The following is a 22246-nucleotide window of genomic DNA, read 5'->3' as shown; positions in this document are numbered from 1 at the left end:
CACGATCGTGCCGTGCCGCGCTTCTCTGCCTTCGACGGGACCCTGCTCGCCTTCCACGCGTCGGGGGACGGTGAACCCCTCGTCTGCGTCCCCGGCGGTCCGATGCAGGACTCCTCCTACCTCGGAGACCTCGGCGGGCTCGACGCGCGACGACGCCTCGTCCTCCTCGACCCGCGGGGGACCGGGGAGTCGGCCGTCCCCGAGGACCCCGCCTCGTACCGCTGCGACCGCCAGGTGGACGACGTCGAGGCGCTCCGCGTGCATCTCGGCCTGGAGCGGATCGACCTCCTCGGGCACTCGGCGGGGACGAACGTCGCCGTCCAGTACGCGCAACGTCGCCCGGAGCGGGTCCGGCGGCTGGTCCTCGTCACGCCGAGCGCGTTCGGCGTGGGAGTCGCCGTGACGCCCGAGGACCGGCTCGACCTGGCGCGGCTGCGCAGGGACGAGCCGTGGTTCCCGGAGGCGTTCGGCGCGCTGGAGGAGGTCGTGGCCACGGGGACGGCCGGGCCCGGCACGCGGGAGGCGCTCGAGCCGTTCTGGCACGGTCGCTGGGACGAGCGCGCGCAAGCCCTGCACGCGGCTCAGGTGGCACGTCGCGACGACGCGCTCGCCGCCGCGTTCGCGGCCGAGGGGGCGTTCACGCCCGAGGAGACGCGCCGCGCGCTCGCGGACTTCGACCGCCCCGTCCTCGTGGTCGCCGGGGAGGTCGACCTGAACTCGCCGCCGCCGGCGATGCGCGAGGTGGCCGGGATCTTCCCTGACGCGCGCCTGGTCGTGCAGCCCGCCGCGGGGCACTACCCGTGGCAGGACGACCCCGACGCCTTCGTGACGACCGTGGAGGCGTTCCTCAGCTGAGGGCCCGGTCGTCGGCCAGCCGGGCGTGCAGGTGCATGTCGTGCCACCCGTCGGCGTGCCGGGCGGCCGAGCGTCGCGTCCCCTCGAGCGCGAACCCCGCCTTCACCGCGACGCGGCACGAGGCGGCATTGGCGATCGCGTGCTCGATCTCGAGCCGGTGGAAGCCGACGTCGTCCAGGAGCCACGACCCGACGGCTCGTACGGCGCGGGTGGCGACCCCACGTCCGCGCGCCTCGGCGACCGTCCAGTAGCCGATCTCCGCGTAGCCGTCGACCAGGTCGACGTCGCTGAACGCCACGCGTCCGAGGAGCGCTCCACCGTGGTCGACGACGGCCCACTGACCGCCGGCCTCGGAGGACCACTGCTGCACCGTGGCGGTGATCCACTGCGCGGCCTCGGCGGCCGTCAGCGAGCGCACGTGCCAGCGCTGGACGTCGGCGTCCTCGTACGCGGCGACCAGCGCCTCGGCATCGCCCGGGCGCCAGGGGCGCAGCACCAGCTCGTCGGCCGAGAGGGTCGGTTGCGGCCTATCGCTCAGCGTCCCGCGGGGGAGCGACGGCTGGACGAGGTCGGGCACGTCGACAGCCTAGAGCGGTTCGCCGGGCCGTCGGGCGCGGTGACCGCGCCCGCCCTACGCTGAGCCGGTGGGAACCGTCGACACGTACGTGGAGGGGCTCGAGGAGCCGCGCCGGTCGGTGATCGCGGCGCTGTACGCGGCGGCGTCCGAGGCCGTCCCTGAGGCCGAGCAGGGCAAGGGCTACGGGATGCCGGCCCTGGTCTACCGCGGCAAACCGCTGGTGAGCGTGATGGCGACGAAGAAGCACCTCTCGCTGTTCCCGTTCAGCAGCGAGGTCGTGGCGCAGTTCGAGGACGACCTGGACGGGTTCGACACGGCGAAGGGGACGATCCGCTTCCAGCCGGAGGCGCCCCTGCCGACGAACCTCGCCGCCCGGATCGTCGAGGCCCGTCGGGCGCAGATCGACGGCTGACGCGCGCCGGCGCGGGTCAGTGGACCGGCGCCACCAGGCCGCCGACGACGTCGACGAGCGTCTTGAGCTCCGGCACGGCGCGCGCGTCGTCCAAGGTTCGCTCGAGCACCGCGTCGTGGACCGGTCGTGCCTCGTCGAGGAGGGCTCGTCCCTGCGGGGTCAGCTCGGTGTAGATGCCGCGCCGGTCGTCTGCGCACAGGATCCGCGTGAGGATGCCGCGGTCCTCGAGCCGGTTGACGAGCCGGGTGGTCGCGGAGGGGGAGAGGGCGGCGGCGCGGGACAGCTGCTGCATCCGCATGTGCCAGCCGTCCTGTCGGCCGAGCGCGTCCATCACGGTGAACTCCACGACCGACAGTCCGACCTGCGCGCTGAGCTGCCGCTCGAGCTCGGATTCGATCAGCCCGTGGAGCGACGCCAGCGTGCGCCAGCCCTGGGCCCGGACCTCGACGGCGTCGTCCGAGATGCCCATGTGTGCCACCTCACCTAGATAGTTGCTTGCGCGGGCTATTGCTGCGTGCAATCGTCAATAGAGCGCGTGTGCAACTACCAGCGTACGCGGTCCACCCGGTGTCCACCAGCAAGGAAGTCAGAGATGCCTGCAGGACTGATCGCGCTCGCCCTCGGCGGGTTCGGCATCGGCCTCACGGAGTTCGTCATCATGGGACTGCTGCCCGAGGTCGCCGCCGACTTCGGTGTCAGCGAGGCTGCGGCCGGCTGGCTCATCACGGGGTACGCCCTGGGAGTCGTGGTCGGCGCCCTCGGTCTCACCGCGGCCACCACGCGCCTGCCGCGCAAGAGGGTGCTGCTGGGGCTGCTGGTGCTGTTCGTGGCGGGGAACACGACGTCGGCGCTCGCGCCGTCGTACGAGGTGATGCTCGCCGGTCGTGTGGTGGCAGCCCTGTGCCACGGGGCGTTCTTCGGGATCGGCGCGGTCGTCGCCGCGAGCTTCGTGCCCGCGGCGAAGAAGGCGGCCGCCGTCGCGATCATGTTCACCGGCCTCACCGCCGCGAACGTCTTCGGTGTCCCGTTCGGTACGTTCCTCGGCCAGCAGCTCGGGTGGCGGTCGACCTTCTGGGCGATCACCGTGATCGGTGTCATCGCCTTCGTCGGCGTCCTCGCGCTGGTGCCCGACGACCGCGGCCAGCACGTGCCGACCCGGTTGCGCGACGAGCTCCACGCCTTCCGCAGCGGCCAGGTGTGGCTGTCGCTCGTGGTGACCGTCCTGGGGTTCGGCGGCATGTTCGGAGCGTTCACCTACATCGCGTACACCCTCACGGAGGTCTCGGGTTTCGCGTCCTCCGCGGTACCGTGGCTCCTTGTGCTGTTCGGCCTCGGGCTCCTGGTCGGCAACGTCCTCGGCGGGCGGTTCGCCGACCGGACGATCGACACGACCTTGCTGGTCGTGCTCGCCGGCCTGGTTGCCGTGCTCGTCGCGTTCGCGCTCACGGCGCAGAGCCGGCCCGCGACCGCGGTCACGGTCTTCCTCATGGGCGGATTCGGGTTCGCGACCGTGCCCGGCCTCCAGACGCGGATCATGCGCTACGCGGCTCAGGCGCCGTCGCTGGCGTCCGGGGCCAACATCGCGGCCTTCAACCTCGGCAACGCGCTGGGGGCGTGGATCGGCGGCGTGACGATCACGGCCGGCCTGGGCTACACGTCGCCGATCTGGGCCGGAGCCGTGATCACGGCGCTCGCGCTGATCGTGATGGCTGCCGCGGCGACCGCCGCCCGCCGGACAGGACGGGAGGAGCAGCCCGCCCCGCAGCAACCGACCGCACCCCACCAGCTCTCGACGAGAGGAATCTCATGACCATCCCCACCGTGACCCTCAACGACGGCGTCACCATGCCCCAGATCGGCTTCGGCGTCTTCCAGGTCCCCGACGCGGAGACGACCGCCGCTGTCGCCTCCGCCTTGGAGGCCGGCTACCGCAGCATCGACACGGCCGCCGTCTACGGCAACGAGGCGGGCGTCGGCAAGGCGCTCGCGCAGTCCGGCCTCGCCCGCGACGAGCTGTTCGTGACCACCAAGCTGTGGAACACCGACCAGGGACGGGAGAGCGCGCGCCCGGCCCTCGAGGCCAGCCTCGCGCGGCTCGGCCTCGAGCAGGTCGACCTGTACCTGATCCACTGGCCCGCTCCGGGGCGCGGGCGCTACGTCGAGACGTGGCAGGCGTTCGAGGAGCTGCGAGAGTCCGGTCTCACCCGGTCGATCGGCGTCTCGAACTTCCGCCCTGAGGACCTCGAGGCGATCGTCGCCCTCGGCGGGACGGTCCCGGCCGTCAACCAGGTCGAGGTCCACCCGCAGCTCCAGCAGCGAGACATCCAGGAGGCCGACGCCCGGCTGGGCATCCTCACCGAGGCCTGGAGCCCGCTCGCGAAGGCCGGCGTCCTCGGCGACCCTGTCGTCACCGAGATCGCGGCCGCGCACGACCGGACGCCCGCGCAGGTCGTCCTGCGCTGGCACCTCGAGCAGGGGCGCATCGTGATCCCGAAGTCCGTGACGCCGTCGCGGATCGCGGAGAACCTCGCGATCACCGACTTCACGCTCACGTCGGACGAGGTGGCGCGCATCGACGGTCTCGAGGCCGGCCGGCGTACGGGCCCGGACCCGGCGACCTTCAACGGCTGAGCCTCAGCCGATCCCGTGCGGGGTCTCGGGCGGCTCCGGGGGTACGGGTCGACCGGGTGGCCGGACGCGGCGGCGTACCCTCAAGGCCGCCGCGCCGGCCAGGACGCCGCCGGCCACGACCACCGCCACGACCGCGGGGTTGAGCCGCCAGCGGCTGCCCGGCGTGTCCGTCGTGGCCGCACACTCGTGCAGCGGGAAGCGGTCGCCGGCGTGGAACACCGACGTCAGGTCGGCCGACACGTACGCGAACGAGCCCGCGGGCAGGCCGAAGCTGGACAGCGTGCGGTACCACCGGCCGTTGGACCGGTCGATCCAGCACGTGACGTTCGCGTGCGAGCCGGGTCCGTCGGGCGGTTCGAGATGGCCGATGACGTGCCGTGCGCCGTCCCAGACCGGCACCTGGTGCGGCACGGTCGTCACCACCGCGGGGTAGTCGGCATCGAGTCCCATCACCCGACCGTAGACCCGGCCGTGGCTCGGGCCGGGCGTCGTTGCGTCCTTCTCAGGATGCGACCTGCCCGTCGAACCTCGCGCGGAAGGCGCGCCGGTACGCCGAGGGCGAGGTCCGCACCACGGTCGCGAAGCGCTGCCGGAGCGTGACGGCGCTCCCGAACCCCGTGCGCTGCGCGATCGTCTCGATCGGGAGGTCGGTCTCCTCGAGCAGCTCGCGAACGCGGGCGAGCCGCTGGTGCAGCACCCAGCGGCTCGGGGTCGTCCCGGTCACCTCGCGGAAGCGGCGCGAGAAGTTCCGCGTCGACATGAAGGCGAGCTCGGCGAGGGCGTCCAACGACAGCCGGGCGTCGAGGTGCTCGACGGCGTACGCCATCGCGCGACCCACACCACCCTCGGACGGTCGGTGGGGGACGGGTGACGTCACGAGCTGGGCCTGCCCGCCCTCGCGGTGGGGCGCGACGACCATGCCGCGTGCCACCTCCCGGGCGACCCTGGCCCCGAAGTCCTTGCGGATCAGGTGCAGGCTCAGGTCGATGCCGGCCGCCGTGCCCGCGGACGTGAGGACCTGGCCGTCGTCGACGTAGAGCGCCTCGGCCTCGACCCGGACGCGAGGGAACTCGCGCGCCAGGCGCCGGGCGTGCTGCCAGTGGGTCGCGGCGCGCCGGCCGTCGAGCACGCCCGCCTCGGCGAGCACGAACGCTCCCGTGCAGAACGAGACCATCCGGGCTCCGCGGGCGTACGCGCGCCGGAGCGCGTCGACGACCAGTGGGTCGGTCGGTCGCCGGAGCTCGTCCTCCTCCGGGACGATCACCGTGTCGGCGGCGTCGATCACCTCGACGCCGTGCGGGATCGCCGCCGCGAACAGGCCGCGGGTCGCGCGCGCCACGCCCGGCCGGGCGGCGCACACGCGCACGTCGTACCAGCCGGGGGTCTGCTCCGGGGGTGGCTGCGCGAACGCCTCGAGCGCGACGCCGAGCTCGAAGGGAGTGAAGTTCTGCGGGACGACGACGGCGATGCGGTGCGGGCGCGCCGTGCTCGGTGCGGCCGTCATGTCGGGCGGCGCCGGGATTGGTTGGCCTCGCGGACGACCGCCCACGGGTCCGCGAGCGGGCCGAGGTGTCCCAGCTTCTCGGGGTTCAGCACCGTCCGGATCGTCTGGACCTGCCCGTCGAGCACCTCGAGGCTCCACGTGTTGAGCACACGGCCGTCCCGGTCCCGCAGGATCGCGCCCGGCTGGCCGTTCGTCTCGCACGGCTCCACAGTGCCGCCGATCCCGACGAACGTGGTGATCATCGAGGTCGCCACCCGGGCGACGTTCTCCGCGCCGATGACCCCGCGCGCCCACTGCGGGGCCTTGCCGCCGCCGTCGCCGACCATCGCGACGTCGGCCGCGAGGGTGTCGCGGAGCGCCTCGACGTCCCCCTCGCGGAGGGCGGCGAAGAACCGGTCGGCGAGCTCGTCGCGCTCGGCCCGGTCGGCCTCGAAGCGCGGCTTGCCCGCCTCCATGTGGCGGCGCGCGCGCACCGCGAGCTGGCGGCACGCCTCCTCCGAGCGTCCGACCGCGGCAGCGACCTCCGCGAAGCCGAACCCGAACACCTCGCGGAGCACGAAGACCGCACGCTCCAACGGGCTGAGGCGCTCGAGCAGCAGCAGGGCGGCCATCGACACGGAGTCCGCCAGCTCGGCCGAGCGTTGCGGGTCCTCGTAGGGGTCTGAGACGAGCGGTTCGGGGAACCATGGCCCGACGTACGCCTCGCGGCGCACGCGCGCGGACCGCAGCACGTCGATCGAGAGGCGGGACACCACCGCCGACAGGAACGCGCGCGGCGACGCGGGTTCGGTCGGGGTCGACTCGTACCGCAGCCAGGTCTCCTGGACGGCGTCCTCGGCCTCGCTCACGCTGCCGAGGATCCGGTAGGAGATGGCGAAGAGCAGCGGCCGCAGCTCCTCGAAGTCCTCGACGCGGCTCATGCGAGATCTTCCGCGAAGCCCTGGCGCCACGACGGGTAGCGCAGCGTCCAGCCGAGCTCCCGCTTGGCCTTGGCGTTGGAGAACGCGCGCCCCTCGGTCATCATCGAGACCGCCACCTCGCCGGCGAGCAGCCGGGCGACCCACTTCGGGACCCGCATCGGCGGCTTGGCCCCCGCGCACGCCGCGAGGTACGGAAGCCACTCGCTGGCCGGGGCGGGCTCGTCGTCGACGATGTTGAACACCCCGCTGGCCTTCTGCTCGACCGCGAGGACGGTGGCGCTCGCGGCGTCGTCCAGGTGCACCCACGACGCGTACCCGCCGCCGCCCCCGACCAGCGGGAACTGCCGCTTGCGCACGAGCTCGACCTGGTCGTCGGTCGCACCCGGGCCGTACAGCCCGCCGTAGCGCAGCGCGGCTCCGCCGACCGCGAGCACGGACTCCTCGACGTGGCGGATCGCCCGCATGCCGGGGTTGGCGGCGGTGCCCTCGTGCAGGTCGAGCGGGTCCTCCTCGGTCTTCACCCATCCACCTTCGCGGATCCCGTTCCAGTTGGCGTAGCTCTGCGCGACGACGTGCGGGACGCCGGTCGCCTCGGCCGCGGCGAGGAGGTGGTCGGTGCCCTCGGTACGGAGCCGGTTGGTGGTCGCGAACCAGCGGTCGATGTGCTTGAGGTCGGGAGTGCCGGAGATCGCCGTCATCTCGTGCACGATCACGTCCGGGCGTGCGCCTGCCACCGCCTCGCCGACCGAGACCGCGTCGAGCCCGTCCATCACGACCGGGTCGGCGCCGAGCTCCCTCAGCCCGCCCTGCTTGGCCGGGTCCGTCGTCGTCGCCGTCACCTGGTGACCCCGTGCCACCAGCTGAGGCACGAGCCGCCGCCCGATCACTCCGGTCCCACCCGCCACGAACACGCGCATGATGCTCACCTTCCTGTCCGTCCATGCCTCTCTCATGAGGACGAGACAGCGCGGCCGGCTGTGACACGCGGCGGGCGGGGCTCAGCGGCTGAGCGTCATCTCGCCCCCGAGGCGGGTCAGCTTCTCCGGGTTGCGGACGTAGTAGAGCTCGGTGACGAGGCCGCCTTCGACCCGGACCGCGAGAACGCCGTCGAGCTTCCCGTCGAGCCGGGCGATGAGCGCCGGCCAGCCGTTGACCTGGGCCGGATCCACCGACATCGCCGCCCCGACCCTGGCCAGCCCCGCGCCGAAGAGACGCGCGACCTTGTCGGCACCCACGATCGGCCGCGGGACGGCCTGGGCGATGCCACCGCCGTCGCTCAGCGCGACCACGTCCGGGGCGAGGACGTCCACCAGGCTCTGCAGGTCCCCGGTCTCCACCGCCCGCCGGAAGGCCTCGAGCGCGCCCCGCGTCTCCGCCACGGACACCGTGGTGTGGGGACGGCGGGCGGCGACGTGCTCGCGAGCGCGGTGCGCGACCTGCCGGACCGCCGCCGGCGACTTGCCGACCGCCTCCGCGATCTCGTCGTACGGCGTCACGAACACCTCGCGCAGCACGAAGACCGCGCGCTCGGTCGGGCTCAGCGTCTCGAGCACGGTGAGCATCGCGAAGGAGACGCTCTCCGCGAGCTCGACGTCCTCGGCGACGTCGGGCGTGGTCAGCAGGGGCTCGGGGAGCCACTCGCCGACGTAGTCCTCGCGGCGACGCGAGACCGCCCGCAGCCGGTTGAGCGCCTGCCGGGTGACGATGCGGACCAGGTACGCGCGTGCGTCGCGGACCTCGTCGTGGTCGACGCCGGCCCACCGCAGCCAGGTCTCCTGGACGACGTCCTCGGCGTCGGCGGCAGAGCCGAGCATCTCGTACGCGACCGTGAAGAGCAGGCTGCGGTGGGTGACGAAGGCGTCGTCGCTCATGCGGGCGAGCGTACGACGGCGCTCGGGTCGGCCAGCGGCGGCAGACCGCAGGCCGCGGCGAACTCCTCCGAGTGGATGCCGAGCGCGATGTTCGATCGGGCGGCCATGTTCATCGCGCCGACGCGTGCGGTCAGCTCGATGAGTCCGGCGGCTCCGAGGTCGTCCAGAAGGGCGGCCGACATCGCGTCGGTGACGGCCGGCGGGGTCTGGCACATCGCCACGGTGTACTCCATGACACGCCGCTCGAGCGGGGTGAACACCTCCGACTCGCGCCAGCGGGGCACCTCGCGAGCCTTCGTCTCGTCGAGCCCGTGGTTGTGCGCCATGAAGTAGTGCAGGTCGAGACAGGCGTCGCACCCGATCGTGGCGGCCGCCGCCATGGACGCGAACGAGGCGAGGTTCGGGTCGAGGCGGTCCCACTTCTCGACCTTGCGGCCGAACTTCATCATGTCCATGAAGATCGTGCGGTGGTTCCACATCACGCCGGCCGAGTCGGGCACCTTGCCGACCATCTTGCGGGCCATCGTCTTGAGAAGCGTGCCGTACACGCCGGTGATCTCGGTCGCGGGGACGCGGGTCGTGCTGGTCATGTCTCCTCCTGGTCTGGGTTGCTCTCGGCATGAAGACACCGACGGTGCGCCGCCTGTGACACGGAGGAGGAGAAACTTCTCGGAGAATGCGCAACCGATGGTTGCATATCAGGCAGAGGGAGCGTAGCGTAATGCGCAACCAACGGTTGCAGGAGGATCCCATGGAGTTCGGAACCATCGAGCGCGAGATCTACGTCGACGCGTCGCCGGAGATCGTCTTCGAGGTCGTGAGCAGTCCCGACCACCTCAAGGAGTGGTGGCCGGACGAGGCGTCGTACGAGGTGCGGCCCGGCTCGCGGGGAGAGATCGTCTTCGGGGACCGGGACACCGACGGGACCGTCGTCGCCTTCTCCGTGCTCGAGGCGAACCCGCCTCGGACCTTCTCGTTCCGGTGGACGCACCCGGCCGACGAGGACGCGAGGGAGGGCAACTCGCTGCTCGTCACCTTCGACCTCACGCCCAAGGGCGGCGGCACCCTCCTCAAGATGACCGAGACCGGGTTCCGCGAGATGGGCTGGGAGGCCGCCGTCCTCGAGCAGCAGTACCACGAGCACGTCACGGGCTGGGACTTCTACCTCGCGCGGATCGCGCCGTACGTGGCGACGCTGGAGACGCGGCGATGAGCGTCGGGGTCGCCGAGGACGTCGACGACGACCTCTGGTCGGCGATCGGTGATCCCACCCGACGCCGGATGCTCGACCTGCTGCTGGCGTCGGGGCCGGGCACGGCCACGTCGCTGAGCGACCAGCTCCCCGTGACACGCCAGGCCGTCGCCAAGCACCTGAACGTGCTGGACCAGGCCGGACTCGTGCACGGCACGACGGCCGGGCGCGAACGCCGCTACCAGGTCGACGAGGCGCAGCTCGCCCGCGCCGTGGCCCAGCTGGCCTCGGTCGGTGCGAGCTGGGAGGCACGGCTGCACCGCATCAAGAGGATCGCCGAGGCGATCCAGCGCGACCGGGAGGCCTGAGCCCCGGTCGCCGCACCCCGAGCAGCCCGCCGCGCCACGCGGTGGGAGGAATCAGTGCGCCCTGCGCACCGACGAGAGGAAGTACAGATGGTGGACATCCTGCACAGGGTCGGGGTCGAGACGACGTCGCCCGAGAAGGTGTACGACGCGCTCGCGACGATCGATGGTCTCGCCGGCTGGTGGACCGAGGACACGAAGGGGAAGCCCGACGACGTCGGGGGAGTGGTCGAGTTCCGCTTCCCGCTCGGTGGCTTCGACATGGAGGTCCAGGACCTGCGGTCGTCCGAGCACGTCGGGTGGAAGGTGGTCGACGGCCCCGAGGAGTGGGTGGGGACGACGATCGACTGGGACCTCCGCCAGGAGGGCGACTACACGATCCTGATGTTCGCGCACCGCGGCTGGAAGGAGCCGGTCGAGTTCATGCACCACTGCAGCACGAAGTGGGCGACCTACATCATGAGCCTGAAGTCGCTCGTCGAGACGGGCGCAGGCGCACCCTGCCCCCACGACGTGCACATCGCGGACCAGGACTGAGGCCCGCGCGGGCGCTGCCGCCCGGCGCGGCGCGCTACGTCCCGACGAGCCCGGTCTCGTACGCGATCACGACCAGCTGTGCGCGGTCGCGTGCGCCGAGCTTGACCATCGCATGGCTCACATGGGTGCGGGCGGTGGCCGGACTGAGGAACAGCGAGGCCCCGATCTCGTCGTTGCTCAGCCCCTTGCCGACGAGCGCGAGCACCTCGCGCTCCCGGCTGGTCAGCACCGCGAGCCGCCGCTCAGAGGCCTGGGCGGCGGCTCGTTGTGCCGTCACCTGCGCGATGAGCCGCCGGGTGATCCGCGGCGCGAGGAGCGCGTCGCCCGCAGCCACGACGCGGATCGCGTGCAGGAGCTCCGCCGGCCCTGCGTCCTTCAGCAGGAAGCCGGAGGCACCGGACTCCAGGGCCTCGAACACGTAGGCGTCCGTCTCGTACGTGGTCAGGATCAGCACCTTGACACGCTCGAGGCCCGCCGTCCGCGCAATCTCCGCGGTGGCACGGATCCCGTCGACGCCCGGCATCCGGATGTCCATCAGGACCACGTCCGGCCGGGTGGCGCGCGCCAGCTCCACGGCCTCGGCGCCGTTGGTGGCCTCGCCGACCACCTCGACGTCGTCCTCAACCTCGAGGAGCACCCTGAACCCCGATCGGACGAGGCGTTCGTCGTCGGCGAGAAGAACCCTCACGCGCGCGCCGGCACGCGGCGTACCGACGGTCATCGTGACGTCTCTCCCGCCGGCACGACCGGGAGCCGCGCGCTGACCTCGAACCCGCCGTCCGGGAGAGGCCCGGCGGTGAGGGCCCCGCCGAGAAGGTCGCACCGCTCCTGCATGCCGACCAGCCCCCGGCCAGGCACGCCCGGGGGAGCGGGGTCGACCGACGGTGGGACGGAGCCGCGCGGGCCCTCGTCGGTCACCCGGACGGCGACCGCGTCGGCCTCGTACGCGAGCACGACCGTCACCCGCGTCGGACCGGCATGGCGGATCACGTTGGTGAGCGACTCCTGGACGATCCGGTAGACGGCGGCGCTCACCGTGCTCGGGAGGGTCGCCGGGGGAGGGGCGGCCTCGGTCTTGACGTCGAGCCCGGCGTCGCGCGCCTGCGCGACGAGGTCGTCGATCCCCTCGATCCCGACCAGCGGCGCACGGTCGTCGGAGTCGGCCCGCAGGACCCCGAGGATCGTCCGGATCTCGCGCAGCGCCTGGGCGCTGGTCTGCTCGATCGCTGTCAGGGACTCCTTGGCGCGCTCGGGGCGCCTGTCGAGCACGTGCGCGGTCACGCCGGCCTGGACGTTGATGATCGCGATCGCGTGCGCGACGGTGTCGTGGACCTCGCGCGCGATCCGAAGCCGCTCGGCGTCCACGCGTGCGCGCGCCTCGTCCTCGCGGGTGCGCTCGGCCAGCTCGGCACGCTCGACGGCGTCGGCGGCGATGACCTTGCGCGAGCGCACGGACTCGCCGAGCGCGGCGCTCATGACCGACGCCCCGATGCGGAAGAACACCCAACCGAGAGCGGCCTTGGGCTCGATGTCCGCGGCTGCCACCAGCCAGCCGACTGACAGCACGCCGATGCCCGCGGCGGCGACGAGCAGGGAGCGCCGACCGTCGCCGTACGCGGTGACCGTGTAGAGGGCGACGAAGAGCGCGAGCCAGGTCGGTCCGTCGGGCAGGTCGACCGCGTAGTACGCCAGGCTGCACGAGGCGACGGTCACGAACACCGGGACGGGCCAGCGGCGGCGTACGGCGAGGGCGAGGCCGCTCACGGCGAGCAGTGCCGGACCGAGCAGGCCGAGGTCGTCGAGCGGACGCGCCGCCACCTCCGACGACTCGGCCGCCCTGCGCACGCCCTGGACCTGCATCACGGCGACGAAGGCCGCCAGCAGCAGGTCCTGAGCCGCGACGGGCAGTCGAAACCCTCCCGTGCGATCGCGCATGTCGTGATCATAGGGTCCGGCGCGGCGATCGGGCTCCGTCGAGAAGCGTGAGGGTCTACGTCGAGGAGCGCGGTCACCGCCGGCGTCCTCACGCCGAACGAGGGGCGTACGGCCGTCCGCCGGCCGACGACCCGACGGCTTCTGCGGCCCGACGATCGTGGGATGAACCCAACGACGGACACGACAGACAGCCACAGCGCGTCCCGCCAGGACGGCCCCGTCCCGGCGCGCGCGACCCGGCCCGGCCCCCTGGGGCGGCTGGCCCGGGTGTGCTTCCGCCGGCGCGGGACGGTGCTGATCGCCTGGTTCCTCGCCCTGTGCGCCGCCGTCGGACTCTCGTCAGCGTTCGGCGGAGAGTTCGTCAACGGCACGTCGCTGCCGGGGTCGGACTCCGAGAAGGCGCAGAGCCTTCTCGCGGACCGGTTCCCCGCGCAGGCAGGCGACCGGATCGACGTCGTCGTGCGTGCGGACGACGTCACGTCGCCCGAGGTGCGTGCGGAGGTCGGGGCACTGGTCGCGCAGCTCGAGAGCGTGCCGCACGTCGCCGAGGTGGAGAACCCGTACGCCTCGGCCGACGCGCTCGCGCAGGCGGTCTCGCCCGACGACCAGGTCCTGGTGGCGCGCCTCTACCTCGACGTGGCGAACCCGAACGACATGCCGGTCGAGGACACCGAGCGCCTGCTGGCCGCCGCCGACGCGGTCGACGGTGGCACGATCGACGTCGCGCTGAGCGGAGACGCGGTGCGCGCTGCGGAGACTCCGATGAGCAACGCCGAGGCGGTCGGGCTGATCGCGGCCGCGGTCGTCCTGCTGATCGTGTTCGGCTCGCTCGTCGCCGCGGGGTTGCCGCTGGTGATGGCGATCGCGAGCCTCGCGGTGAGCGCGAGCCTGGTCGGTCTGGCGGCCGCCGTGGTGGACGTCCCCGAGTTCGCGACGACGATCGCGGCGATGCTGGGCATCGCGGTCGGGATCGACTACGCGCTGCTCATGGTGACGCGGTTCCGCGAGTGGCGTGCCGCCGGGCTCGACCCTGAGGCCGCGACGGCGGCGGCGCTCGACACCGCGGGCCGGGCTGTCCTCGTCGCCGGAGCGACGGTCATGATCAGCATGCTCGGCCTGTTCGCGATGGGGCTGTCGATCATGGACGGGACGGCGCTCGTCGCGATGCTGGCGGTGCTCGTGGTCGTCGTCGCGGCGGCCACGCTCTTCCCTGCGCTGCTGGGGTACACCGGGCGGTGGGTCGATCGGCTGCGGCTGCCGCTGGGGCGCCGTCGCCGTGGTGCCGCGGTCGGGGCCGACGGCCACCTGGCACCGTCGGCGGCATGGGTGCGGTGGAGCCGGCTCGTGGAGCGGCACGGCGTCCTGGCGACGGTCGGTGCGGTCGCGGTGCTGATCGTCCTCGCCCTGCCGTTCCTCGGGGTGAGCTTCGCGATGCCCGACGCGAGCAACGATGCGAAGGACACGTCGAACCGGCAGGCGTACGACACGCTGGCGAGCGGCTTCGGGCCCGGCTACAACGGGCCGCTGCTGGTCGTCGCCGACCTCGCGAAGGGGGCGGACGGTGTGGTGCTGGACCGGTTGCAGGAGGGCCTCGCGAGCACGCCCGACGTCGCCGCGGTGTCACCGGCACGGGTCAGTCCCGACGGAGACACGGCACTCTTCACCGTCGTGCCGACGACCGGTCCGCAGGATGCGACGACCGAGGACCTGGTGCACGCGGTCCGCGACGAGGTGATCCCGGTGGCGACGCAGGGGAGTGGTGCGACCGCGCACGTCGGAGGTCGGACGGCCACCAGCATCGACCTCAACGCGTCGCTCGTGGACCGCCTGCCGTACCTCGTCGGGGGAGTCGTGCTGGTGTCGATGGTCCTTCTCACCGTGGCGTTCCGCAGCGTCGTCATCCCGGTCACGGCCGCGGTGATGAACCTCCTGTCGGTCGCGGCCGCGTACGGCGTCCTCGCCTACTTCCTCGAGGGCGGCTGGGCCGGAGGGCTGGTCGGGATCGACGAGCCCGCGCCGCTGGCGGGATACATCCCGGTCATCATGTTCGCCCTGCTGTTCGGGCTCTCGATGGACTACGAGGTGTTCCTCATCAGCCGGATGAGCGAGACGTGGAGCCGGACCCGCGATAACCGGCAGGCGGTGCTGTCCGGGCTCGCCGGCACGGGACGCGTGATCACCGCGGCCGCGAGCATCATGATCGTCGTGTTCGCGATGCTCCTCGGCATGGACGGGCTCGTGTTCACGTGCTTCGGCGTCGGCATGGTCGCCGCCATCCTGATCGACGCCACGATCGTGCGGATGCTGCTCGTGCCCGCCGTGATGCTGCTGCTGGGTGAACGCAACTGGTGGTTGCCACGGATGCTGGCACGGCTCCCGCAGCTCCACGTGGAGGGCCGCGCGGACGCGTACCTGCCGCCCGTCGCGAGCCCCGCCGGAGCGTCGCGATGAACGCCGTGACGGAGATCGTGCGAGCACAGACGGTGGCCGCGGACGCGTACGACCTGACAGCGGAGCGGCTCGCCGCCTCGGGCGCCGCCGTGGTCGCCCTGATCGGGATCGTCGCGGGCGTCGTCGCGCTCGTGCGGGCCCGGCGCGCAGGCCCGGCCGGCGGGCGCAGGGGAGGGGTGGTGGCTGTCGGCGCAGGTGCGGTCGGCGCTGCCGTGGGTGCGACGGTCGCGCTGACGGCGGACGGAGGGCTCGGCACCGGCAACGGCCTGGGTGGTGCCGTCGTGGCGGTGGTGCTCGGGCTGGTCAGCGTCGCGATCGGCGCAGCAGGCCTCGGGCGCGCCCGACGGGCCGAGGCGCGGCGAGCCTCATGACGCCCCCTTCCGGACGGTCGCCCGCACGCGTGCAGCCTGGCGTACGAGGTGCTCGTGCTCCGCGACGTTCGTGGCCAGCCGTGCGGCCTCGGCGTACGACGCCCCGGCCGCGAGCAGGTCGCCGTCGAGCTCGGACAGGTGACCGCGCACGGCGTGCCAGCGGTGGCGCTCGCCGATCACCTCGCGCACGCGGTCCGTCTCCCGCAGGCCGGCGGCCCCGCCCAGGACGTGGCCCACCGCGATCGCGCGCGCGAGCACGGCGGCAGGGTGCTCGCGCACCGGGTCGTCGCTCAGCGCGACGAGGTCGTCGTACCAGGCGAGGATCTGGGGCCAGTCGGTCTCCTCGGCGGTCATGGCGTCGTCGTGCAGGGCGGCGATCGCAGCCTCGATCTGGTAGCGGCCCGGGGGAGCGGCATCCGTCTGCACGGCGAGCGCGGACTGCAGGACGCGGACGCCTTCGGCGATCTCGCGCCCGTCCCACAGGCTGCGGTCCTGGCGGTCGAGCGTGACGATGCGGCCCTCGGTGTCGATCCGGGCGGGCAGCCGGGCGTGGTTCAGGAGCATGAGGGCGAGGAGCCCGCGCGCCTCGGGTTCGTCCGTGGCGAGCGTGAGCTGGCGAGCGAGCCGGATCGCCTCGGCAGCCAGGTCGACGCGTTCGGCGTGACCGGCGGTGTAGACCAGGTACAGCACGCGCAGCACGACGGCCAGGTCGCCGGGCTGGTCGAGCCGGCGCCCGCGCAGGGTTCGCTTGGCGCGACTGATGCGCTGCGCCATCGTCGCCTCGGGGACGTAGAAGGCGTCGGCGATCTCGCGCGTCGTCAGGCCGCCGACGGCTCGCAGCGTGAGGGCGACCTGCGACGCGGGGGACAGGTCGGGGTGACAGCAGCAGAAGAGCAGGAAGAGGGTGTCGTCACCCTCTTCGGTGGCTCTCCCTCGCGGCTGCGCGTACGTCGCCTCCTCACGCCGGAGCCGGGCGGCCTCGCTGCGCCGGGCATCGACGAGGCGCCGCGTCGCGACCGTCGTCAGCCACGCGCGCGGGTCGCGCGGCGGATGCTCGGGCCAGACCCGGAGTGCCTCCACGAGCGCCTCCTGGAGCGCGTCCTCGGCGGCGTCGAAGTCCTCGCCGCGCCGTACGAGGCCCGCGAGGACCCGGGGGACGAGGGCGCGCAGCGCGCCCTCGTCCAGCCGTCGTACCGGATCGTCGACCACCCGGGTCAGTCCTCCGTCGGAGGTCCGGCCATGACCTCCCGCACGTCGATCCACTCGTACAGTGGGGATCCACCGGGGCCGGGCTCGGAGGAGACGTACGCCGCGACCTCGAGCGCTCGGTCGTGGGAATCGACGTCGATCATGAACCACCCGGCGACGAGGTCGCTGGTCTCGGGGTGCGGCCCGTCCGTGGTCACCGGGGCCGCGTCCGGGCCGCCGTAGCGCACCCAGGTCCGGCTGGGGACGAGCGCCTGGGCGTCCACGAGCTCACCGTTCTCCTCGAGCATGTCGTTCACGTGCTTGAGGAACGCCATGTGCGCCTCGACGTCCTCGGGTGCCCACTGGTCCATCGGCGGCACGGGGCGGTGCGGCTCAGGGCCGCCACGGTAGTGCTTGAGGAGCAGGTACTTCGGCATGGTGACCTCCTGGTGTCGTGGGTCGCGCGTTGCGAGCCCTTCACCTGTAGAGCGGAGCGGGTCGTCGCTTCTCGACATCATCACGCGTCCATGACGCGGGCGAGGAGGTGCGCGCGTTCGGCGGCGTTGGCGGTCAGGCTCGCCGCGCGGGCGAACTCGGCTCGTGCCTCGGCCGAGCGGCCGAGCCTCGCGAGGAGGTCCCCGCGGACGCTCGGCAGCAGGTGGTAGGAGCGCATCGCCGGCACGTCCACCAGCGTGTCCGCCAGGGCGAGTCCCGCGGCGGGCCCGTGGGCCATCGCCACGGCGACCGCGCGGTTGAGCTCGACGATCGGGGAGGGGTACGACGTCGCGAGCACCTCGTACAGGGAGGCGATCCGCTCCCAGTCGGTCGCGTCGGCGCTCGGTGCGCGGGCGTGGCAGGCCGCGATCCTCGCCTGGAGGGCATAGGGACCCGTGCCACCCAGCTCCTCCACTCGATCGAGCGCACCCAGACCGTGGGTGATGAGCAACCGGTCCCACCGTCCACGGTCCTGCTCGTCCAGCGTGACGATCTCGCCGGACGGTCCGGTGCGAGCGGGCAGGCGTGAGGCCTGGATCTCCATCAGCGCCACCACCGCGTGCGCCTCGGGTTCGCGGGGCGCCAGCGACGTGAGCATCCGTCCGAGACGCATGGCTTCCTGGCACAGGTCGGCACGTGCCCAGGACGCGCCGGCCGTCGCGGTGTAGCCCTCGTTGAAGACCAGCAGGACGGTGTCGAGCACGGAGCCCAGCCGGTCGGCGAGCGCGTCCCCGACGGGGACCTCGAACGGCACGCGAGCCTCCGCGAGCGTCTTCTTCGCCCGGGTGATCCGGGCCGCCATCGTGGTCGTCTTCACCCGGAACGCCCGGGCGATCTCCTCGGTGGACAGCCCGGCGACCACCTTGAGGGCCAGCGCCACGCGTGCTTCCGCCGAGAGCACCGGGTGGCAGGCGGTGAACATCAGCCGGAGCACGGCGTCGTCGACGTGCGACTCGAGCTCTATCTCGTCCATCGGGGCCTCGTGGGCGGGGAGCTCGCGACCGAGCAGCTCGACCTTGCGTCGGAGGAGCACCGCCCGGCGGATGGTGTCGACGCCGCGCCGGTGCGCCACCGCCATGAGCCACGCGCCCGGGTTGTCCGGCACCCCCGACTCAGGCCACTGCTCGAGGGCGGCGACGAGGGCGTCCTGCGCCAGGTCCTCGGCCAGGCCGACATCGGACACGAGGCCGGCCAACGCGGAGACCAGCCGGGCGGCCTCGATCCGCCAGACCGCCTCGATCGCCTGCTGGGTCGCTGAGGGCGCGCGGGTCACGGCCGATCCTCAGCGCGCGTCCTCCTCGGCCGCCGCGACCTGCTCCGCGAACGCGGGGTCGAAGTCCGAGGCGTCGAGGATCTTGCGGATCTCGACCTCGCTGCTGCGCACGGGGGAGCGCTTCACCCACTCGACGGCTTCCTCGAGGGAGGAGACCTCCCAGATCTGGTAGCCCGCGATCAGCTCCTTCGCCTCGGCGAACGGGCCGTCGACCACCGTGGCCTTGCCGTCGGCGTCGATGGCCACCCGTTTGCCCTTGCTCGTCGGCGCCAGCCCGTCGCCGGCGAGGACGATCCCCGCCGCAGCCAGCTTGGCGACGTACTGCTCCATCGCCTCGAAGTCCTCAGGACTGGCGAGCACGCCCGCCTCGGTCTCCGCCGTCGCCTTGCCCAGGATCATGACCTTCATCTGCGACCTCCACGTGTGCCTCGGACCGGTGCCGTGACCGGCGCCTCTCGTTGCTCATCTATGCGTCGATCGGGAGGCACTGGATTCGACAGCCGCGCGCACGATTTCTCATCGGCGATGGGCTCACGGGGTAGTGGTAAGGGTCAACGGCGCACTGGGAAGCGCAGGTGAAGCACCCGGTTGCCTTGAATCACCTCGTCAGGATCCTCCAGCAGGTGCTGCGCGTCGACCGACCCGAAGTAGCGCTTGCCGGACCCGAGCACGACCGGCACGACGTCCATGCGCACCTCGTCGACGAGGCCTGCAGCCAGCACCTGGCCGCCGACGTCGCCGGCGGCGACCTCGACAAGACGGTCACCCGCGAGCTCCCGCGCCTTGGCCACGGCCGCCTTGGCGCCGTCGACGAAGTGGAACGGCGCCTCGGGGGCCCACCCCTCGGGCCTCGGCCGGTGCGTCACGACGACCACGTGGTCGACCCCGCCCGGAGGCTCGCCGTCCCAGCCGTCCGTCAGGTCGAAGACGCGGCGGCCGGCGATCGTCGCACCGATCTGGTCCCAGTACGGCCGGGTGTAGTCGTACGAGGCCTGCGACACCTTCAGCACGCCGCTCTCGTCCAACGGCACGTCACCGCCGGTCAGCCAGTCGAACAGCGGCCCGGGCTGGTCGTTGTCGTCGGCGATGAAGCCGTCCACGGACGCCGACGCGTACATGACCACCTTGCTCATGGCCTCTCCTCTGGTCTGGGGAGCCCCCAAGCTAGCGCGTCACGAGCAGTCGCTCTTGTACGAAATCAATCGGCCGGCAGTGACCACCCGTCGAGCGCGTGGCCCGGGTGCTCGCGCAGGAACCGCCGCCTGACCTCGACGTACCGCGTCGGCGTGAGCCCGGTGAACTCCTTGAACTCGTGGACGAAGTGGGCCTGGTCGAAGTAGCCGGCGCCGGCGGCGAGGCCGGCCCAGTCGACCGGTACGGCGGGGTCGATCGAGAATACGGCGGCAGTGAAGCGATAGGTGCGGGCAAGGCGTTTCGGCGTGACCCCGACGAGCTCTTTGAAACGCTGCGACAGGTGAGTGCTGCTGACACCGGCGGCCGCGCTCAGGTCGGCGACCGCCACCGAGCCGCTGGCCGTCGCGATGACGCGGCTCGTATGTCGGACCAGCCCCAGTCCTGCCGCCTCGCTCAGCCGTCGTCTGAGCTCGTCCTCGAGCAGCGTCAGCATCTCGTGGGGTCCGGGCGCCGCGGCCAGCCGGTCGCGCAGCTCAGCGGTGGCGGGCCGGCCCCAGACCTGTTCCAACGTCACCGGCCGGTCGCGCAGCTCGGCGGCGGGCATCGGCAGGAACGGCGCCAGACCCCACGGCTTGACGTGCACACCGACCGAGCGGGTCTGCGCCGGGTAGCCGAACTCCAACGCACGGGTGCGCATCGTGACCACGCAGCCGTCGGCGTACGCCGCTGTCTCGAGGTCGGCGCCGGCGCGGACGCGGAACGGCGCGCCGAGGTTCACGATGAGCAACGCCGACGGCGACGGCGGTAACGTCAGCAGGGCGTACGGCGGCGCACCCTCCAGGTAGTAGAGGTCGTCGATCAGCCCGTCCAGCGGCGGTCGCGGCACTCTGGACACGTACTCCACAGGCCCAGTATCGCCGAGGTCAAGAGAGGGGCTCGTGGCAATGAATTGACAGGCTGCGTACCAAGTCTGAGCGTATTCGTAGCTGCTGCGGCGGTTACGTCGCGTACGCTGGCGGCGTATCCTCACCGGATCGCGCAACGTCACGGCGCAGCAGATGACTCGAATCGAATCCCGCGCGACGCCTATGAGGCCTCGCGCGTCCAGGACTTTCAACGGCGACTACACCCAGTCGTACCTCCGCTCCTACGAACACCTCGTGAAACGCGCCGGGGCTGGCGGTGCGTCGCATGTCACTGGATGTCCACAGTGCGACGGTGATGACGGTCTCGACGCTCGTGACCAGCTCGAAGCACTGATCCTGCGGGGCGGTCGACGGGGGAGACGGCTCGCCGAGTTGGTCGCGATGCTCGACGAGCGCTTCCGCCAAGCAACGACGCCGAACCCACAAGTCGCGGTCGGCGGTCAGTGGTGGCGCGCTCGAAATCTGGATTGAGCCGCATGGATGGTACAGCGCAGCGGGTGGTCGACAGTTGGCCGCTTCTGGCTGGCCAGCTTCGTTATGCCCTCGTCGCTGAGAAGGAGGAGATTCTCGCGATGCAGTGGCACTCCGCCTCATTCAGGAAGCGTGGCACCGCGGATTCGTTCTATGTTTTCGGCGTGACAGTGGACGCATTGGACCGCGAGTGGCAGCTCCTCGCGAAGGCCGACCCGGCAGCCCGTGCCGCACTTGCAGCAGAAGACCCCGACTCGGCGTATCAGGCGATCTTCTGGTCGCGGAATGACCTTCTCGAGGATCCAGAAATGCCGCACGCCGGTGATCTCTACTGCGCGTGGGCGGAGCTTGAAGATCTGTATGAGATCGGCCGCTCAGCGCCAGAGCAGTTCCACACCTTGGCACGGACGGCCGCTGCGAGCTGGCTAGCTCGACCGTCGGCCCAGTCCAGCGACTGGATCCAGACGTGGGTGAACGAGACGCGCGAAGCCATCGCAGCCCTGTTCCGCCGCGATGGAACCATCCTTGATGAGAAGCCGCGCTGAGCAAACCGGGCAGGTCCCCGAAGCCGCGGGTGAAAGCAATCTGGGCTCGCAACTCAAGTGACTGCAGTAGCCCACACCGGCACAGGCTGTGGCTCATGGTCGATGTCGTCTTCATGCACGAGGGCAGCCTCGTCGCCCCACGAGATGACGCCGGGCGAGGCGTCTTCGAGCACCTCCGCGATGACCTCGTCCAGGTCTTCGGTGATACGGATCCTGCCGCTGAAGGGGAGATTCCCCTGTGAAGTGACGGAGCAACGCAGTTGTCCGGCCTGCGGGTCGTACCAGGCGTAGAACTGGGCGTGAACGTCGCTTCCCGCCCATCTAGTGCTGAGCCCGGTCACCACAAAGGCAATCGAATCGACAAGCTCTTGGCGCGACGACGGCTGTTCAAGGCCAACGCCGTATGACCAGGTGTTGCGACGCACTTCGACTTCCGGGGCGCTGGGCAGCAGCGACACTTCGTTGTCGTCGAGGTATTCGCGAATCCAGGTCGCCAGGATCCCCGCCATGCCTGAAGTCTGGCACCGGTTCGTAGAGCCACACGAGGAACTTCACCGTTTCGGCGATCTCCTGCTTGGCGGAGTGGACAGGCC

General features: G+C 71.9%; 27 protein-coding genes. 10 read left to right on the top strand and 17 right to left on the bottom strand.

The window, feature by feature from the left end:
* Positions 1-12 precede the first annotated feature (12 nt).
* Positions 13-855 carry an alpha/beta fold hydrolase gene (locus ACQSSQ_RS10615; RefSeq protein WP_431327048.1) on the top strand — a complete coding sequence of 281 codons (843 nt, stop codon included), beginning with the start codon at positions 13-15 and terminating at the stop codon, positions 853-855.
* Here the strand turns inward: ACQSSQ_RS10615 and ACQSSQ_RS10610 are convergent.
* Complete coding sequence (locus ACQSSQ_RS10610; protein ID WP_431327047.1) at positions 848-1432, bottom strand: GNAT family N-acetyltransferase; 585 nt, start codon at positions 1430-1432, stop codon at positions 848-850. The two genes, ACQSSQ_RS10615 and ACQSSQ_RS10610, sit on opposite strands and share 8 nt — an antisense overlap.
* Before the next feature lie 67 nt (positions 1433-1499).
* On the opposite strand from ACQSSQ_RS10610, the gene ACQSSQ_RS10605 reads away from it, so the two are divergent.
* Positions 1500-1844 (top strand): iron chaperone, encoded by a 345-nt coding sequence (locus ACQSSQ_RS10605; protein ID WP_431327046.1) that lies wholly within the window; start codon positions 1500-1502, stop codon positions 1842-1844.
* A gap of 16 nt (positions 1845-1860) precedes the next feature.
* Here the strand turns inward: ACQSSQ_RS10605 and ACQSSQ_RS10600 are convergent, their stop codons facing one another.
* Positions 1861-2313, bottom strand: coding sequence for a MarR family winged helix-turn-helix transcriptional regulator (locus ACQSSQ_RS10600; RefSeq protein WP_431327045.1), 453 nt, complete (start codon positions 2311-2313; stop codon positions 1861-1863).
* A gap of 123 nt (positions 2314-2436) precedes the next feature.
* Between ACQSSQ_RS10600 and ACQSSQ_RS10595 the strand changes: the two genes are divergently transcribed.
* Positions 2437-3654 (top strand): MFS transporter, encoded by a 1218-nt coding sequence (locus ACQSSQ_RS10595; protein ID WP_431327044.1) that lies wholly within the window; start codon positions 2437-2439, stop codon positions 3652-3654.
* Positions 3651-4475 (top strand): aldo/keto reductase, encoded by an 825-nt coding sequence (locus tag ACQSSQ_RS10590; protein WP_431327043.1) that lies wholly within the window; start codon positions 3651-3653, stop codon positions 4473-4475. The genes ACQSSQ_RS10595 and ACQSSQ_RS10590 overlap by 4 nt, the downstream gene beginning before the upstream one ends.
* A gap of 3 nt (positions 4476-4478) precedes the next feature.
* Here the strand turns inward: ACQSSQ_RS10590 and ACQSSQ_RS10585 are convergent, their stop codons facing one another.
* The 6 genes from ACQSSQ_RS10585 to ACQSSQ_RS10560 all read right to left on the bottom strand — a co-directional run bounded on the left by ACQSSQ_RS10585 (position 4479) and on the right by ACQSSQ_RS10560 (position 9360).
* On the bottom strand, positions 4479-4925 hold the full coding sequence (locus ACQSSQ_RS10585) for a hypothetical protein (protein WP_431327042.1): 447 nt from the start codon (positions 4923-4925) through the stop codon (positions 4479-4481).
* A 52-nt stretch (positions 4926-4977) separates the two neighbouring features.
* Complete coding sequence (locus ACQSSQ_RS10580) at positions 4978-5979, bottom strand: GlxA family transcriptional regulator (RefSeq protein WP_431327041.1); 1002 nt, start codon at positions 5977-5979, stop codon at positions 4978-4980.
* Entirely contained in the window at positions 5976-6899 is a 924-nt protein-coding gene (locus ACQSSQ_RS10575) for an RNA polymerase sigma-70 factor (protein ID WP_431327040.1), read from the bottom strand. The genes ACQSSQ_RS10580 and ACQSSQ_RS10575 overlap by 4 nt, the downstream gene beginning before the upstream one ends.
* The gene (locus ACQSSQ_RS10570) at positions 6896-7816 is read right to left on the bottom strand and encodes an NAD-dependent epimerase/dehydratase family protein (RefSeq protein WP_431327039.1); all 921 of its coding nucleotides are present in this window, start codon (positions 7814-7816) and stop codon (positions 6896-6898) included. The genes ACQSSQ_RS10575 and ACQSSQ_RS10570 overlap by 4 nt, the downstream gene beginning before the upstream one ends.
* 81 nt (positions 7817-7897) lie before the next feature.
* The gene (locus ACQSSQ_RS10565) at positions 7898-8770 is read right to left on the bottom strand and encodes an RNA polymerase sigma-70 factor (RefSeq protein WP_431327038.1); all 873 of its coding nucleotides are present in this window, start codon (positions 8768-8770) and stop codon (positions 7898-7900) included.
* On the bottom strand, positions 8767-9360 hold the full coding sequence (locus tag ACQSSQ_RS10560) for a carboxymuconolactone decarboxylase family protein (RefSeq protein WP_431327037.1): 594 nt from the start codon (positions 9358-9360) through the stop codon (positions 8767-8769). Before ACQSSQ_RS10560 ends, ACQSSQ_RS10565 begins: the two co-directional genes overlap by 4 nt.
* 161 nt (positions 9361-9521) lie before the next feature.
* On the opposite strand from ACQSSQ_RS10560, the gene ACQSSQ_RS10555 reads away from it, so the two are divergent.
* The 3 genes from ACQSSQ_RS10555 to ACQSSQ_RS10545 all read left to right on the top strand — a co-directional run bounded on the left by ACQSSQ_RS10555 (position 9522) and on the right by ACQSSQ_RS10545 (position 10864).
* A complete protein-coding gene (locus ACQSSQ_RS10555) occupies positions 9522-9983 on the top strand; it encodes an SRPBCC family protein (RefSeq protein ID WP_431327036.1) in 462 nt (153 codons plus the stop codon).
* On the top strand, positions 9980-10330 hold the full coding sequence (locus ACQSSQ_RS10550) for an ArsR/SmtB family transcription factor (protein WP_431327035.1): 351 nt from the start codon (positions 9980-9982) through the stop codon (positions 10328-10330). The genes ACQSSQ_RS10555 and ACQSSQ_RS10550 overlap by 4 nt, the downstream gene beginning before the upstream one ends.
* 87 nt (positions 10331-10417) lie before the next feature.
* Positions 10418-10864 (top strand): SRPBCC family protein, encoded by a 447-nt coding sequence (locus tag ACQSSQ_RS10545; RefSeq protein WP_431327034.1) that lies wholly within the window; start codon positions 10418-10420, stop codon positions 10862-10864.
* 34 nt (positions 10865-10898) lie between these two features.
* Here ACQSSQ_RS10545 and ACQSSQ_RS10540 read toward each other — a convergent pair whose 3' ends face one another.
* Together ACQSSQ_RS10540 and ACQSSQ_RS10535 are read right to left on the bottom strand one after the other, a co-directional pair.
* Positions 10899-11585, bottom strand: coding sequence for a response regulator transcription factor (locus ACQSSQ_RS10540; protein WP_431327033.1), 687 nt, complete (start codon positions 11583-11585; stop codon positions 10899-10901).
* On the bottom strand, positions 11582-12799 hold the full coding sequence (locus ACQSSQ_RS10535; protein WP_431327032.1) for a sensor histidine kinase: 1218 nt from the start codon (positions 12797-12799) through the stop codon (positions 11582-11584). Before ACQSSQ_RS10535 ends, ACQSSQ_RS10540 begins: the two co-directional genes overlap by 4 nt.
* 162 nt (positions 12800-12961) lie before the next feature.
* Between ACQSSQ_RS10535 and ACQSSQ_RS10530 the strand changes: the two genes are divergently transcribed.
* Together ACQSSQ_RS10530 and ACQSSQ_RS10525 are read left to right on the top strand one after the other, a co-directional pair.
* Positions 12962-15250 carry an MMPL family transporter gene (locus ACQSSQ_RS10530; protein ID WP_431327031.1) on the top strand — a complete coding sequence of 763 codons (2289 nt, stop codon included), beginning with the start codon at positions 12962-12964 and terminating at the stop codon, positions 15248-15250.
* The gene (locus tag ACQSSQ_RS10525) at positions 15247-15621 is read left to right on the top strand and encodes a DUF6223 family protein (protein WP_431327030.1); all 375 of its coding nucleotides are present in this window, start codon (positions 15247-15249) and stop codon (positions 15619-15621) included. Before ACQSSQ_RS10530 ends, ACQSSQ_RS10525 begins: the two co-directional genes overlap by 4 nt.
* Here the strand turns inward: ACQSSQ_RS10525 and ACQSSQ_RS10520 are convergent.
* The 6 genes from ACQSSQ_RS10520 to ACQSSQ_RS10495 all read right to left on the bottom strand — a co-directional run bounded on the left by ACQSSQ_RS10520 (position 15616) and on the right by ACQSSQ_RS10495 (position 20615).
* Entirely contained in the window at positions 15616-16830 is a 1215-nt protein-coding gene (locus ACQSSQ_RS10520) for an RNA polymerase sigma factor (protein WP_431327029.1), read from the bottom strand. The two genes, ACQSSQ_RS10525 and ACQSSQ_RS10520, sit on opposite strands and share 6 nt — an antisense overlap.
* Before the next feature lie 5 nt (positions 16831-16835).
* Complete coding sequence (locus ACQSSQ_RS10515) at positions 16836-17246, bottom strand: YciI family protein (protein ID WP_431327028.1); 411 nt, start codon at positions 17244-17246, stop codon at positions 16836-16838.
* An 80-nt stretch (positions 17247-17326) separates the two neighbouring features.
* On the bottom strand, positions 17327-18577 hold the full coding sequence (locus ACQSSQ_RS10510; RefSeq protein ID WP_431327027.1) for an RNA polymerase sigma factor: 1251 nt from the start codon (positions 18575-18577) through the stop codon (positions 17327-17329).
* Between the two features lie 9 nt (positions 18578-18586).
* Positions 18587-18985 carry a YciI family protein gene (locus tag ACQSSQ_RS10505; protein WP_431327026.1) on the bottom strand — a complete coding sequence of 133 codons (399 nt, stop codon included), beginning with the start codon at positions 18983-18985 and terminating at the stop codon, positions 18587-18589.
* A gap of 143 nt (positions 18986-19128) precedes the next feature.
* A complete protein-coding gene (locus tag ACQSSQ_RS10500) occupies positions 19129-19710 on the bottom strand; it encodes a dihydrofolate reductase family protein (protein WP_431327025.1) in 582 nt (193 codons plus the stop codon).
* Positions 19711-19775: 65 nt separating this feature from the next.
* Positions 19776-20615: a helix-turn-helix domain-containing protein gene (locus ACQSSQ_RS10495; RefSeq protein WP_431327024.1), complete on the bottom strand. Its 840-nt coding sequence runs from the start codon at positions 20613-20615 to the stop codon at positions 19776-19778.
* Between the two features lie 498 nt (positions 20616-21113).
* Here ACQSSQ_RS10495 and ACQSSQ_RS10490 point away from each other — a divergent pair, with 498 nt between their 5' ends.
* Positions 21114-21653, top strand: coding sequence for a hypothetical protein (locus ACQSSQ_RS10490; protein ID WP_431327023.1), 540 nt, complete (start codon positions 21114-21116; stop codon positions 21651-21653).
* Positions 21654-21706: 53 nt separating this feature from the next.
* Here ACQSSQ_RS10490 and ACQSSQ_RS10485 read toward each other — a convergent pair whose 3' ends face one another.
* On the bottom strand, positions 21707-22162 hold the full coding sequence (locus ACQSSQ_RS10485; RefSeq protein WP_431327022.1) for a hypothetical protein: 456 nt from the start codon (positions 22160-22162) through the stop codon (positions 21707-21709).
* Positions 22163-22246 lie beyond the last annotated feature (84 nt).

Origin of the sequence: Mumia spirodelae, from assembly GCF_050632745.1 — a bacterium.
GTDB lineage: Bacteria > Actinomycetota > Actinomycetes > Propionibacteriales > Nocardioidaceae > Mumia.
This window is presented reverse-complemented; position numbering and strand designations above follow the sequence as displayed.